Genomic DNA, 15,395 nt, shown 5'->3' with positions numbered 1-15,395 from the left:
ACTATAAACTTCAGGAAATTTATTTTCTATATATGTTGTAATTATAATCTAAAAATTATTTACATTGCGGAATGGTACTTGATTTAATGAATAAAGTTAATCTTTCTAAGTTTAGAAACTGTTGAAATGAATATTGATTCTATTATTAATTTTTTCATATTAAGAAACAAATAAGTTTTTTTATAAAATAAAAATGGACGTTATTTCTTTTATTTGACTTATATTTGAAATACACACCAACAAACGGATAATGTTTAAAATAATATAACATTACTATTTTTATAATTTAATACTTAATATTACGAAGTAATCCGGTTTATTCGGTGCTATAAGACGCATCTCTTTTTATTAAAGAACAATATGAATTCAGTTGAGAAACTTTTTATCAATCCCACTAATAAAAACCAAAAGCTCGCTCGCACTGCGAAGAAAAAATTCAGAGTGCTGCAGGCCGTATATTTATTAGACCGTGCTTCAGTTAATGAGCTGATGCTAAGTCTAGACCTAAGCTTCCCTACCCTAAACGCATTAATCGTTGATTTACTAGAGCAAAAACTGATTACCCAACACGAGCGTGGCGAATCGATCGGCGGTCGCAAACCTAATTTGTATCAGCTCAATAATGAACTCTTCCGAATACTATGTATCGAAATGGATCGATTCAACTGTAGTCTTTCGTTTATTGATAATAACGGCAATTTATTGGCAAAAACCGTAAGATATCCATTGATGCTTAGCCGAGACGTGAGCAACCTTCCAGCCTTTATCGATATCATCCGAAAATACGTGGCTGATCAAGGCATAGAATGGCCCCAAGTCACCGGTCTTTCCATCTCGATGCCCGGACTTATTAATAAGGATACCGGCGAGAACTATACTTTTTTCCATGCAACAAACTTCAACTTACAAACCCACCTAGCCGAAACTTTCAATAAAACAACCTGCATTACGAATAGCATCAACATCGCTTCTATTGCAGAAATGCACTACGGTTTGTTGAAACGTCGAGAAGAAGGTTTAGTAGTATTGATTGATTGGGGCGTTTCAGTAGGGATTATCTCGAAGGGTAAGGTTTTCCAAGGCAAGCATGGCTTTGCTGGCGAAATGGGCCACATCAGCTTTGTTGAGGACGGCGAACTTTGCTATTGTGGTAAACGTGGCTGCTTAGAGACTGTAGCTTCTGGCACTGCCTTAGTCAAGCGTGCGAAAAACGATATTGCTAATGGCACGCCGACCTTAATTACCAATATGTTTAATGATCAAGATCTTAGACCTATAGACATTCTCAAAGCCGCAGTTGATGGAGATCAATATGCCATAGAGTTAATCTCGGATGTAAGTGCACATTTAGGTAAAGCGATAGCTCAATTTCTGCAGGTTCTGGATCCTGAATGCATTGTACTGTCCGGAAGCTTTGCATCCGCAGCCTCGCTGATTACCAACCCAATACAGCAGCAGATACAAACCTATACTATGGGCAAAATATCGAAAGACTGTGAGTTATTCGTTTCGGAATTATCAGACAAAGGTGCAATTCTAGGGCTTAGCCGGTATTTTATCGAGAAATACTTCGCCGACAAACTGAAGCTTGCGTAAAACAGAAGGAAAATAGACTTTCCAATAATATTATTAAGGTTAGGTTAGGGCACAATTACCATTTTGTCATTTTCCTAATTTTAGAAGGCCTTAAATTCGTATTCTACAGCAATCTTAATACCTTTGCGTATTAATTCAATACTATGAGAGTACTTAATTTAAGGTCTTTCAACATTCTGTTGATTTCCACCTTATTCCTGTTTGCTTCGTGTAAAACCTCGTATTACCAAGCCACAGTAAGCAACAAACAAATGCTTGCAATCGACAATAGTATTGCCGAAGACAGCAGCATTCGTAATTATATCGAACCTTATAAAGTTCAGTTGGATGTAGCGATGAATCGAGTTATTGGTTTAGCACCGGAAAACATGATCCATAATCGTAATCTTCCCGAAACCAACTTAAGTAATTTCTTTATCGATGCGTTATTAGCGATAGGCAAGAAAATAGATCCGGAAGTGTCATTCTCCTTAGCCACTAAAGACGGGATTCGTTCAAGCATTAAAGAAGGCGATGTGACGGTCAGAACGATCTTTGAGTTAATGCCTTTTGAAAATTACGTCACCATACTAGAATTAAAAGGCTCCGATGTGATGACATTGGCTAATTTTATCGCCAAGAGCAATGGCCAACCTGTAGGGAATGTTAAAATAAAGATTAAGGACAAACAATTGGTCGACTTTAGAATTAATGATCAGCCAATCGACCCGAACAAAACGTATAAATTGGTTACTTATGATTTCGTGGCGAATGGCGGGGATCACGTTGAGGGCTTGAGCAACCCTATTCAGTTGCACACCTCGACCGAGCGTGTTCGGGAGGCTTTAATCAGTCACATTGAAGAGTTAACAAAATCGGGTAAAAAAGTAGAAGCGAAATTAGATGGAAGAGTTGAAATCATTAAATAGACGAGCATTTTTAAAAAGCTTGGCCGCACTAGGTGCAACAGCGAGCTTAGGAAGTCTTCCATTGGAAAGCTTTTCGAAAGCAAAGGATATTAAATTGACTATTCTACACACCAATGATGTACACAGTCGTGTCGAACCATTTCCTATGGACGGGTCGAGATTTCAAGGTTTAGGAGGCGTTGCACGCCGTAGCACCCTCATCAAAGAAATTCGCGCCGCAGAAGATAACGTATTACTATTTGACGCAGGCGATATATTCCAGGGAACCCCCTATTTCAATGTATTCGATGGACAGGTGGAATTGGAATTGATGTCGAAACTTGGTTATGATGCTGGAACCTTCGGTAACCACGAATTTGACAATGGCCTCAATGGTCTGTTGAAGCATTTTGATAAAGCTAATTTCCCTTTTGTGTCTTCAAACTATGATTTCACCGGGACGGTTATGGAAGGAAAAACAAAAGATCACCTAATTTTTGAAAAACAAGGAGTTAGGATTGGTGTTTTCGCTGTAGGCGTGAATTTGGAAGGACTGGTAGATCCGAACAGCTATAAGGGCATGAAGATTTTGGACCCCATCGAGGTGGCAAACAAAATGACGCCTTTCCTGAAAAAAGAAAAGAAATGTGATTTAGTGATCTGTCTATCCCATATTGGTTATAGTTATGATACCGATCAGGTATCAGATTTAGTGTTAGCAAAGAACAGCCGCTACATCGATTTGATTATTGGCGGTCATACGCATACTTTTCTAGATAAACCAACCGAGGTTAAGAACCTAGACAACGAAGTCACGCTAGTTAACCAGACTGGTCGTTCCGGGGTAAACCTTGGTCGCGTTGATTTTATTTTGAACAAGCAAAAAGGTACTAAAAAGGCCGTTGCACACAATTACATCATCGACGCAAGTTTGGATAAAAAATCATTTGCCTAATATTATTACTTCTTAAAATAGCGTAACGTATTGAAATCACTTCTTAGACTCTATATAAATTCCTATAAGGGCTTATCTCCTGCAGCTTGGTTATTGGCATTGGTCATGTTGATCAATCGTACCGGTTCTATGGTAATTCCTTTTTTGGGGATCTATATGTCTGAGGAATTGCATTTCAGCAAACCTCAAATCGGTATTGTGCTAGGCTGTTTTGGGTTGGGTTCTGTATGTGGATCTTGGCTTGGTGGATGGTTAACAGATAGACTGGGAAGCTATAAAGTTCAGATTTGGAGCTTAATAGGTGTAATTCCCTTATTTCTTATCCTCCCTAACTTCCGAACGTTTGAAGGTTTAGCATTCATGATCTTCAGTCTTTCTTTGGTTGCCGATGTGTTTCGTCCGGCAAACTCGGTTTCTGTAGCTCGATATGCCAAACCCGAGAATATTACGCGAGCTTATTCCCTAAACCGCATGGCGGTCAACTTAGGTTTCTCCATCGGCCCTGCTTTAGGTGGATTCCTAGCTGGTTTTTCTTACGATTGGATCTTTTATGGTAATGCAATCGGCGCTGCTGTTGCTGCTGTTGTTTTTGTTTATTTCTTCCGTAATCGTGCTCCCAAGTCGAACCTACAGGATGTACATAAGAAAAGCCTTGACAAAGATGAGGCGCCTGAGCGGAGCGCCTATAGAGACGGCTTATTCATCATCTTCAGCGTTTTCTGCTGTTTTTTCTCCATGGCGTTCTTTCAACTATTAGGAACCTTATCGCTATTCTATAAAGAAATCCACATGTTGAATACCGGACAGATAGGCTTGTTGTTAGGATTTAGTGGATTCGTGATTGTGCTTTTTGAAATGGTTTTGGTGCATTTGGTAGAGCATCGATTCAGTGTTCGTCAAATTATGTTATGGGGCACAGCAATTGCCGGGGTGTCTTATCTGATGCTGAATATTGATTTCGGAATTGCATGGCTATTCTTTGCTATGTTCTTATTGTCAACCGGAGAGATGCTGACCCTACCTTTTACCGCAACTGTGGCGATTCAGCGAGCGGGAAAAAGAAATCAAGGCGCGTATATGGGGCTAAACTCACTGTCCTTTGCAACCGCAAACATCTTTGCGGCTTATCTTGGAACTTATTTGGCTGAACACTATGGCTACTCCACACTGTGGTTAGTGACCGGATCGACTTTGATCATATGTGGATTTGGCTTCTATTGGATTATTGGGAAGATGAAAACGGTTTAACCTACGTTGCGCTCATAGGGCACCCGTGTCGCAATAGAGCGACCTAAGGTAATTTCATCCACATATTCCAATTCACCTCCGAACGAAATTCCGCGTGCAATGGTGCTAATTTGAATTTGAAACTCACGAAGCTTACGGTATAAATAGAATATGGTGGTATCCCCTTCCATGGTTGCACTTAGGGCTAAGATTACTTCCTGAATTTCCCCCTTACGAACGCGCTCAACAAGACCTTCTATTTTCAAATCTGCAGGTCCAACGCCTTCCATCGGTGAAATCAATCCGCCCAACACGTGATAAACACCATTAAATTGATTGGTATTCTCAATTGCCATCACATCCCTCGTATCCTCTACTACGCAAACTAAACTATGGTCGCGCTTTGGAGAGCTACATATTTCACAAACATCGTGATCAGAAATATTAAAACATGTCTTGCAGTACTTAATATCGCTTTTCAAGCGATCTAAAGAATCTGTAAAACGCGAAACATCCGCATCGGATTGCTTTAGTAGATGCAAAACTAACCGTAACGCAGTCTTCTTCCCTACCCCCGGCAACTTCCCAAACTCCTCTACGGCTTGTTCTAATAGTTTAGATGAAAAATTCATTCTTCAAAATTACGAAATAATAGCAAAAAAAATGTGGTTGTATCATTAACGATATCAACCACATTCTATTATTCGAACATGATTCTTTGAAAACCTTAGAAGTCTCTATAATCCCATGTTCCTCGGTATGGTCTAGTTTTTAGATTATTGGCATACGCATTATCAAACTCTTCTTTTCTAGGATCCCATTTCAATGGTTTTTGAAGCTGATAAGCAATGTTTATTGCATTACATACCGTAGCAGTGCGATGACCAATTTCAACGTCGCATATTGGTTTAGAACGCTTTTTAATCGCATCTACAAAATCCTTATAATGGTTTTCCGAATAATAGACTTTTCTGTCCTTTTCAGGGATTACGAGCTTTGGTAAATTCTCCTTGTCAGATGTTAAAAACTCCCGCGATACTTCAATCTTACCTTCAGTTCCTAAGAATTGTATGGCATTGAATTTTCCCCAAGACTTATGGTGCACTTTAATTCCATTCTTATAGGTATAATACAAACCCTCTTTTGCGTTCGCTTGATCTGGCGGAGTAAATGACACTGGCCCTGAGTGATCCATATCGAGTGCCCACTGTACAATATCAAACATGTGTGCTCCCCAGTCTGTGATGTATCCACCGCCGAAGCCGTGATACAGACGCCACATAGCCCACTCCTTAGCATCCAGCAACGGACTCAAAACCGGATGATATCCCCGATAGAGAGACGGTCCAACCCACATATCCCAATCTAAATGCGCTGGCGCCTCTAACCATGGCAAATCACATTCTTTTACTGGTTCGCCAACCGAGACATTCACCTCTTTAATATCACCAATGTAGCCGTTTCTGATTAAATCAGCAGCTTGACGGAAGTTGTAATACGAGCGTTGCATACTACCTGTTTGCAATACTCGCTTGTATTTTCGAACCGCATCAACCATCGCTCTTCCCTCATCAATACTAAGGGCAAGCGGTTTCTCGCAGTAGATGTCCTTCCCTGCTTTTGCAGCATGAACTACATGAAGGGCATGCCAATGATCCGGCGAAGCGATAATGACAGCATCAACATCTTTACGCCTTAACAACTCACGATAATCCTTATAGCCTTGCACCTGATGTCCTGATTTTTCAGCATTGGCCTTATTCGCGTTTTCTAGGAAGCGATTGAGTTTGCTGCTGTCGACATCAGCGGCAGCCACGATCATCGTCTCTGGCAGGGCCATATGCCCTCTGAGAAGCGTCCCGACTTGCTTCCCAACACCAATATATCCCAAATTGATTCGATCACTCGGGGCTATAAAACCATTTCCCCCTAGCACGTGCCTTGGAAGTATAGTAAAGGCTGCTGCACCAAGTACAGTAGAGCTAATAAATTTACGTCTGTTCATTGTTAGGTTTAGTTGTTGTCTTTAATAGGTTTATTTTCCTAAAACTAATTAAAGGCTGACAATTTTCAAAATTGGACATATCATTTGACTAAATTTTCTGGATAAAAACAACTGTTTAACGTTCGGAAATCATTAGGAAAACGTTATATTACATCGAAGCTCCCGTATGGTAAAGGGAGGCTGAAAGGAATAAATTATTAGTATGATAAAAGACGATAAAATTAGAAACTCCTTTGCCAATAAAAATTGGCAGGAAATAAAAGTAAAAGACTCTTGGCAAATCTTTAAAATCATGTCGGAGTTTGTTGATGGATTTGAAAAATTAGCGAAGATTGGTCCCTGTGTTTCCATATTTGGATCGGCCAGAACGCCCGATGAGCATAAATATTATCAGATGACGGTAGAGATTGCACGACTATTAGCAGAGCGTGGTTATGGTGTTATCTCGGGCGGTGGACCTGGTATTATGGAGGCTGCGAATAAAGGAGCCTACAACGCTGGCGGAAAGTCGGTGGGTTTAAATATTGAGCTTCCACACGAGCAATTCCATAACCGTTATATCGATCGCGATAAACTCCTTGAGTTTAATTATTTCTTCGTCCGCAAGGTGATGTTCATGAAGTACTCACAGGGATACATTGTTCTTCCTGGAGGCTTTGGTACCATGGATGAGTTGTTTGAGGCAATTACGTTGATACAAACCGGCAAGATTGCCCGCTTCCCGATTGTATTGGTCGGATCAGAATATTGGAGCGGTTTATTCGATTGGATTACCAATACGATGCTAACCAACAAATACATCTCAGAAGAAGACCTGATGCTATATCGTCTGGTAGACACAGCCGAGGAAGCGACCGAACATATCTTCCGATTCTACGATAAGTATTTATTGAAACCAAACTTCTAATCGAAAAACGAAGAAATGTCACATACAGATTTAAAGAGCTATTTGCTGGGTAAATGGAACCTTAGTTTTCGAGGCTCTCAAATTGCCGGTAATATCGAAGCTGATTTCCATGCAGAATGCGAAGGTAAGACGTATTATCAGTTTAACGAGGATCAGACAGGTTCGGACAAGTTTTACATCTATTCCGATGGTTCCTGCGAGGAGCAGCCTAGCAGCGATTTCTCCTGGGACCTGAGAGATAATATCCTTGTCCGCAATGAAAGTATTTCTGATGAGGATTTTGTTGCAGTCGCTGAATATGAAGTGTATCCCATTGATGAAAATGAGATGGAATGGCGAATTCAGATTCTTTCAGATGATGAGGAAGAAGAACAGGTGTTTATGATGAAATGGCGAAGGGTGGAATAGAATAACGACTCCCTCAAAAAAAAATCCCCGCTGTTCTCAGCGGGGATTCTTATATCATGACTCAGTCCGAAAACTGAACTCAATATTAGAATGAATATCTCAATCCAACCATTGCACTCCAAGTAGTTGAAGTTCTAGTTGCTGGCAAGTATGGACGTTTAACCATCTCACCTTTGTCATCTAATAACATTTGGAATTGAGGATCTGCAACTGCATTTCTACCAACACGACCTAAGATCGCTCTACCGTTAGTGTACATCCAGTCTTGAACGCCCCACTCAGAATTAAGTAAGTTTCCAACGTTGATGATATCAAGAGTAAACTGAAGTTTATCTTCTTTCGTTACTACATCTTTCAAGATGTTTTGAGTCCAACGAACATCAAATCTGTTCAACCAAGGTAATAAGAAAGCATTTCTTGGTGCAATCTCACCTCTGTATTCTTCTAGATCATTTAAAGCGATATATTCATCGAAAGCTTTTCTTTGATCATCAACTGAATACATTACCAAACCGTCTTTGTTAAGGATGTTAGCAAAGTTCAAATCACTAGCTTGTTTAGGGATGAACGTTAAATCATTCGAAATACCATCACCATTTAAGTCATAGCTGTGGTATAATGAATATCTACCTTGGTGAGAACCGTTGTAATAAATACCTAATGTTGTGTTCTGAATTGTGTAGCTAAGGTTAGCAACAACTCTATGAGGAACCGCAAAGTCAGAGATACTTAAGAAATCTTGGTTTGGCGAGTTGATAACTGGAGAACCTCCCCATGCTGAACTTGCACTTGAACCAGCATTTGCACTAACTTCTTCTGCTTCTGAATAGGTGTAGAACAATGATCCAGAAAGACCATGCCAAGGAGCAACTGAAGCACCTACCGTAGCTGAGAATGCATAACCCTTAGACTTCGTATTTGTTAATACAGTCGCGTTGTTAGCACCGATTGCTGTGTTGTACTGATAAGCTGCAGCGTTTGGATAGAAATCTCTGTCAACACCTGCATAATCCATCTTCGCTGTCGAAGCTTTTCTGTTCGCTCCTAATTGGAATACACCATTGATATCTTTTGTATATAAGATGTCTGTCGTTAAAGTAACTGGCGAGTTAGGAATTTTGTAGTCTGCAGCGATACTTGATCTCCAAACAGACGGCATTTTGAAGTTTTTGTCAACAAGAGCAAATGATGATGGAGCACCATCTTTTGGAGTCTTGATAAACACATTCTCTGCACCTGCAGGAACATTGTTCAAATGATAGTAAATATCTTCTGGGTGGAACTTAACATTACCGATCCATCCTTTAATTTGATCGTATGATCCTGGTTCGATAGTATTTTGTAATACCCCAGCACCTGTTGGCATGTTTGTTAACCATACAAAAGGAACACGTCCTGAGAAGATACCCGTACCACCACGAAGCGTTAATGAACGATCTCCGAATACGTCATAGTTAAATCCTAAACGTGGGGAAACCATTAGCTTTTGGTTCGGCCATTTTCCAGAATTGTAGTGCGTTGGATTTCCATCAACATCTAACAATTCCAACGCGTCGATTGACGGGTTAGCTGTCAATTTGTTCATGTAAATTGGCATTTCTAAACGGATACCAGCAGTTACATTGAAACGATCGGTAATCGAAATACGGTCTTGAACGTATGCTGAAGCAAGTCCGAAGTTGATTCTTGAATACGTATCTTGGTTTTCGTAAGGATACGTCAAACCATACATAATTGGTGCAACCTCTGCCGGAGTACCAGTTTTCAAGAAATCTTCAACAGATGCGTAACGGTAATATCCTGTACCCATACGCGTATAAGAGTTTCCGAATTTCTGAACGTCAAATGCGATACCTCCAGTGAAAGAGTGCTTACCTGTATTATAGGTTAAGTTGTTTGTAAATGAGAAGTTATCATTGATAACGTCGTTTAAGTAAGAGAACAACTCTGTACCGAAACTGATGTAGTTACCTCCTGTTGCACTTCCGTCCCAAATGTCAACAAATGGGAATAATTTATCGCTTGGAGTTTTTCTTGTATCTTGAATCTTTGAGTAAGTAAACAAGAATTTGTTCGATAACTGTGAAGTGAAGTTAGAGTTTAACTCAGCCGTGAATGAACTAACGATATTGTTGAAAGCGTAGTTACCATTTTGGAAAGTAATTGAATTCTCACTTACACGACCCCATGACGAACGTGGTTGAGGACCTGAAGAAGCATTCGCAACTTGCATAGACTCACCGTTTAAGTAGTTAAAACGGAAAGCTGCTTTATGCTTGTCATTAATGTTCCAGTCAACTCTAGCTAAGAATTTATAACCGAATTGCTCTGCTGTATTTGCATATCCTTCGTAAGCGCCTGGATCATAACCAAATTGATTAATTAAGTGATTCTTAACTGCATCAAGATCAGAACGTTTAACACGAGTAATATTTCTCTCGATGTTCATTGTACCGTCTTCTGAAGGCACCCAAAGGTTAGCTCCTGAAGCGTTGATACCAGTTGCTAATTCTTTCTCGCCACTTACAAAGAAGAATAACTTGTTCTTAATGATCGGACCACCTAAAGTAAAGCCATAGTTTTGTTTAGTACCTGGCTCGTAATTGATAGTCTCTTTATTGATTTTGAAACCTGTTAAATTTTCATTTTTATAGTACCCATAAATAGATCCATGGAAGTCATTTGTACCTGATTTCGTAACAGCATTAATACCAGCACCAGTAAAACCAGATTGCGTGATATCAAATGGAGCGATATTTACGGAGATTTCTTGAATCGCGTCAAGTGAAATAGGCTGTGCATTACCGCCCGGAAGAGCGTTTGTACTTAAACCGAAACCGTTGTTAAAGTTTGCACCGTCAATTTGTAAGTTGTTGTATCTCGCATCTCTACCTGCGAACGAGTTTCCGTTTGCTTGAGGAGTCAAACGTGTGAACTCAGTAATACTTCTACTAACTTGAGGTAATTCTTGAATTTGTTTTAATCCAACGTTAGTCGATGCACCCGTTTTGTTAACACGGCTTCCACTTCTAGTAACGACAACCTCATCAATAACATTCGCTGCGTCACCAAATACTGGGTTAAGAACGAATGGTTGACCTAATTGTAAGTATACATCTTCGTATACTACTGGATCTTGTCCTACGTATGTTACTTCAATACGGTATGGACCACCAACACGCATGTTGGATAAGTTAAAACGACCCGCATCATTTGCAGAACCTGAATAAGCAGTTCCTGAAGGTAAGTGGGTAGCTTTGATAGTAGCTCCTGAAGTAGTGGATCCATTGGTTTGAGTGACCACACCAGTCATGCTACTAGTGGTTACCTGCGCTTGGATAGTTCCGTAGCTCGCAAGAACCAAAGCAAAGAAAAGTAAAGATTTCTTCATATGGTTTGTTTTGTTTTCCGATGCAAAATTATAAAGTTAAATCATGTTCTGTTAATGCTTAACATAAACTTAATATACTAACAACCATAGATTTGCATTCTTTTGGCAAAAACGAGTAAACCAAAATAGTAAACATGACAACTTTTTGTACGAACGACGCCTATTGGTTAAAAAATTGACAAAAAAAATAGCTGAACATTATCAGTTTAACAAATTTTAACATTTTGTGAAATGTGGAAAAGTTTTTTCAAAATTTGAAGATAAAATGCGGAGTTCGATAATTTCGGGTAACGATTTAATGCAAATTATCTAAAATCAATACGAAGTGTATCAATAACAAGAACTTCTACTTTCCATTGAAACAGCAAAAGAAAGGAGCGTTTTTGATGCCCTTTGAAAACAAACACTTACAGAAAATAAAAGAGGGCACAATATAATATTGTACCCTCCGTCATTATGAACCACTAAACTAAACGAAACCTGTATTCTTAATTGAAGATATAGCGAAGTCCGACCTGAGCAGACCAACGCGATGAAAGATCATGTTGGAAGTATGGTTTTCCATCGTTCAAATTGCCAAGACGGTATTGAGGGATGTTTGTATCTTTCTCAAAACTGTCAAATACAATCGGACGGAAACTATTGTCCCAGAAACTTTGACCTCCCTGATACTGTTTACCCCAATTTTTATTAACTAAAGCTCCAATGTTCATGATGTCAATCGATAGTTGGATTGTATTTTTCTTACCTCCAACATTGACGAATACATCTTGTAAAAGTTTCAAGTCAAACTGGTGTGAAAATGGAGTACGATCGCCATTACGCTCCGCATATTGGCCTCTTCTACTTTTCAGATATGGATTTGACTCGATATATTTTTCGAATTCAGCAGATTGCTCGGCTGCAGATTTTCCCTTAGGGATATCGACGAATTTAATTTCGCTCGCATTTTTCGGGATATACATCAAAGAGAACTGATCGCTTCTGCCGGCCGAGTGACCTCCTGGATCTCCGGCAATCATATAAGCAAAACGATTACCTGACTGACCATTATAAACCAATGAAATTGTTGTTCCTAAGTTTCTCAAATATTCCTTGTGGTATGATGCATACGCTACAATACGACTACCCGTACTAAATGAATTGTGACCTAAAGTGATATTGTTTGAACCATTAATAGTACCTGTTCTGTAGAAGTTCGACTGGTTTTGTGATGAAGAGCCTGAGAATAAATCTTTCGATTCGGTATAGGTATAGGCCACTGAACCAAAGAATCCTTTGTCAAAATGCTTTGATAGTTGCGCGGTTCCAGACCAAGCATAACCCTTGTTCACATTGTCTATGTAAATCACCTGCGTATAGTTTGGCAAAACAAGGCGTTTTCTCACATCTTGCTCATACATTAGGCGGTTGTCTGCACCTTCCAACTGTCCGATCGGATCTTTCACGTTTAAGTCTCTAAAGCGGAAATTGCTTAAGTTTCTCGAGAACATCGCGTCTACCGTCGCCTGCACACCCCATGGCAATTGATAATCCATACCTATGGATGCGCGCGCCATTTGTGGCAATTTCAAATCTTTCGCCAACACAGAGATATTTCCTGATGGTTTAAACTCTTCCGTGCTTTTTGGCTGCTTGTTAGCATCCGGTATAAAAGGAATGTTTGGAGCCACATTGCTTCGCACACTCGCTTGCACTCCGCCCAATAATACACCACTTTGTGTATAAGCACCAGACGACCATACAAATGGATAACGAGAAGCAAATATACCAACACCACCACGCAATATTGCTGAACGATCCTTGTTGACATCCCAGTTAAAACCTACGCGAGGAGACCACATAAACGCCGTATTCGGCATACGATTCGTCTGAACATCGTAACGTTTTGCTAAAATCGAATTATTAAAATCTTTATTCTCCAAAGGACTGCTTGTATAAATCGGAATATCCACGCGTAAACCAGCAGTTAACTTAAAATTACTAGCAACTTGGAAATCATCTTGTATATAAAAACCTAATTGCATGGCACTGATGTCTGCAACTTGTCTAGGATCGTCGGTATTACTATATGCATATCTGAAATTGCTGGCAAGCTTACGCTCGAAATTCTCAAGTGCGGTATAAGGCGCATTGGTCGCCGGGTTAATGTCGGTCACAGGCGAATCCGTGAACACATAACTGCCGAATCCATTTCCGATAAATCCATTATACATTTTGTAAAACTCATTGTGTGTACCGAAAGTTATCGTATGATTACCTTTTAACAGCGTCAAGTTATTGGTCAAGGTCAGGATATTCTGATTCAATTGGTTAATCGTAGAAAACGGCTCCGGACCCAAGTTGATATTCAAGTTTCTGCTGCTGATAGCTACACGAGGAAAGGCTTCTCCTAAGAATCCGCGCGGCTCGCGAACATTCGTATAACCGACAACCAAGTTATTTGAAAGGATATTTGAGAAACGACTATTTAACTCTACGACAGCAGAATGGGTGTCACTTGTTCTATTGATACCTGCATTTTGGAAAATAACAGTTGATGCATTACGCCATATCTGAAAAGCAGATCCTTTCACATAGCTGTAACGCGCTGTCAATTTATGCTGCTCATTTAAGTTAAAGTCGAATCTTGTAAAAATCTTATCTGAATAGTTGTTGGACTCCAAGTCTAAATAGCCACCTGGTTGATAACCCATTCCTTTAATGATTTCCGCTACTTTCTTTACAGCGTCTAAAGAGACATTCGAAGCTGATGTTCCTGGAAGGAAACCTAGTGGAGTAACATTCTCTGTACGCTCATAATTTGCAAAGAAAAATAAACGATCTTTAATGATTGGTCCGCCTAGACGAAACCCCATCTGACGTTCATTATAGCTTTCTAGTTTCTTACGTACTTCCTCATTTCTCACCAAATCCGGAGGCGTCATACCTGTCAGGTTCTCATTGCGCATATAGAAATATGCAGATCCTTTCAGCTCGTTAGTACCCGAACGAGTTACAGCTGAAATACCACCACCAGCGAATCCACTAGCACGCACATCAAATGGCGCCACTTGTACATTGATTTCCTCAATTGCATCCAAGGATATGGGCGATGTACCAGTACTCGCACCATTCGTACCGGCGTCATTCAAACCGAAAACATCATTGCTGACTGCTCCATCAATCGTCAACTGATTGAAGCGGTTGTGCATTCCGCCGATCGAAGTCGCCTCGCCCCGAACATCAGCCTGCGGTGTTAGACGAGTAAAGTCTTTAAGACTACGCGAAATTGTCGGCATGCTTTGTAGATGACGGTTCGAAAGCTGCGTGCTCGCTCCGGTCTTCAAGTTTTGTCCGCGCCCCTGCCCCGTGATCTCAACCGCATCAATAATCGTCACATCGTCGCCAAATGTAGGATTCAACTCAAAGGCTCTACCTAATTGTATAAATACATTGTTATAGACAATCGGCTCTTGCCCTACATGGCTAATCTCAATGCGATACGGACCACCAACGCGCATACCGACCAAACTAAAACGTCCAGCCTCATTCGTCGAGCTGGAATAAACCGTACCTGATGGCGTGTGAATGGCTTTTATGCTCGCACCTTCTGTCATACTACCACTATGTTGTTTGACAACACCCGTCATACTACTACTTGTAACCTGTGCCTGGACCGCGCTATAACTTGCAAGTACCAAAGCAAAGAATAGTAAAGATTTCTTCATTTGATTTGTTTTAAATTACAAGTTAAATATATAGAGCTTTTATCAAACTTACCTTGCTTTAATAGAAACTTAATAATTAAAAAATTTAACCCTTATATTAATGGTGTAGATATTAGACAATAGACATTAGAAATTAGACCTATCGACGCCGCGTTGCTTCCTTTTTGTACAGTTTTTTTGTGAAGCATTAAGAAGGAGGTTTTGAACCAAGAAAGTAAGGGTATTTTGTTTTGAACCAGGAAAGAAAGAATTTTAGGATGAGCGTATTGTCTTTGAACCAGGAAAGGCAGGATATTTTTGTTTTGAACC

General features: G+C 40.0%; 10 protein-coding genes. 6 read left to right on the top strand and 4 right to left on the bottom strand.

Going from position 1 to position 15,395, the window contains the following annotated elements; translation table 11 throughout:
• The first annotated feature begins 360 nt into the window (after positions 1-360).
• From B2400_RS14510 to B2400_RS14495, 4 genes are all read left to right on the top strand, one after another.
• Positions 361-1,596, top strand: a complete 1,236-nt coding sequence (locus tag B2400_RS14510) for an ROK family protein (RefSeq protein WP_293934493.1) — start codon at positions 361-363, stop codon at positions 1,594-1,596.
• Between the two features lie 143 nt (positions 1,597-1,739).
• Positions 1,740-2,504, top strand: coding sequence for a 5'-nucleotidase C-terminal domain-containing protein (locus tag B2400_RS14505; protein ID WP_149526385.1), 765 nt, complete (start codon positions 1,740-1,742; stop codon positions 2,502-2,504).
• Positions 2,479-3,438: a metallophosphoesterase gene (locus tag B2400_RS14500; protein WP_293934490.1), complete on the top strand. Its 960-nt coding sequence runs from the start codon at positions 2,479-2,481 to the stop codon at positions 3,436-3,438. The genes B2400_RS14505 and B2400_RS14500 overlap by 26 nt, the downstream gene beginning before the upstream one ends.
• Positions 3,439-3,468: 30 nt before the next feature.
• The gene (locus B2400_RS14495) at positions 3,469-4,686 is read left to right on the top strand and encodes an MFS transporter (RefSeq protein ID WP_149526387.1); all 1,218 of its coding nucleotides are present in this window, start codon (positions 3,469-3,471) and stop codon (positions 4,684-4,686) included.
• Here B2400_RS14495 and recR read toward each other — a convergent pair.
• Both recR and B2400_RS14485 read right to left on the bottom strand, forming a co-directional pair.
• Positions 4,683-5,297 carry a recombination mediator RecR gene (recR, locus tag B2400_RS14490; RefSeq protein ID WP_149526388.1) on the bottom strand — a complete coding sequence of 205 codons (615 nt, stop codon included), beginning with the start codon at positions 5,295-5,297 and terminating at the stop codon, positions 4,683-4,685. The two genes, B2400_RS14495 and recR, sit on opposite strands and share 4 nt — an antisense overlap.
• 95 nt (positions 5,298-5,392) lie before the next feature.
• Entirely contained in the window at positions 5,393-6,670 is a 1,278-nt protein-coding gene (locus tag B2400_RS14485) for a Gfo/Idh/MocA family protein (RefSeq protein WP_149526389.1), read from the bottom strand.
• Between the two features lie 202 nt (positions 6,671-6,872).
• On the opposite strand from B2400_RS14485, the gene B2400_RS14480 reads away from it, so the two are divergent.
• Positions 6,873-7,577 (top strand): TIGR00730 family Rossman fold protein, encoded by a 705-nt coding sequence (locus B2400_RS14480; RefSeq protein ID WP_149526390.1) that lies wholly within the window; start codon positions 6,873-6,875, stop codon positions 7,575-7,577.
• 15 nt (positions 7,578-7,592) lie between these two features.
• Positions 7,593-7,985 carry a lipocalin family protein gene (locus B2400_RS14475; protein WP_149526391.1) on the top strand — a complete coding sequence of 131 codons (393 nt, stop codon included), beginning with the start codon at positions 7,593-7,595 and terminating at the stop codon, positions 7,983-7,985.
• An 85-nt stretch (positions 7,986-8,070) separates the two neighbouring features.
• Here B2400_RS14475 and B2400_RS14470 read toward each other — a convergent pair whose 3' ends face one another.
• Together B2400_RS14470 and B2400_RS14465 are read right to left on the bottom strand one after the other, a co-directional pair.
• Positions 8,071-11,376 carry a TonB-dependent receptor gene (locus tag B2400_RS14470; protein WP_293934485.1) on the bottom strand — a complete coding sequence of 1,102 codons (3,306 nt, stop codon included), beginning with the start codon at positions 11,374-11,376 and terminating at the stop codon, positions 8,071-8,073.
• 488 nt (positions 11,377-11,864) lie between these two features.
• Positions 11,865-15,086 (bottom strand): TonB-dependent receptor, encoded by a 3,222-nt coding sequence (locus tag B2400_RS14465; protein ID WP_293934483.1) that lies wholly within the window; start codon positions 15,084-15,086, stop codon positions 11,865-11,867.
• Positions 15,087-15,395: the final 309 nt, after the last annotated feature.

It is taken from the genome of Sphingobacterium sp. UBA6645 (genome assembly GCF_002455685.1).
Lineage (GTDB): Bacteria > Bacteroidota > Bacteroidia > Sphingobacteriales > Sphingobacteriaceae > Sphingobacterium > Sphingobacterium hotanense.
Note: the sequence above shows the minus strand (reverse complement) of the source record. Positions and strands in the feature narration are given on the sequence as shown.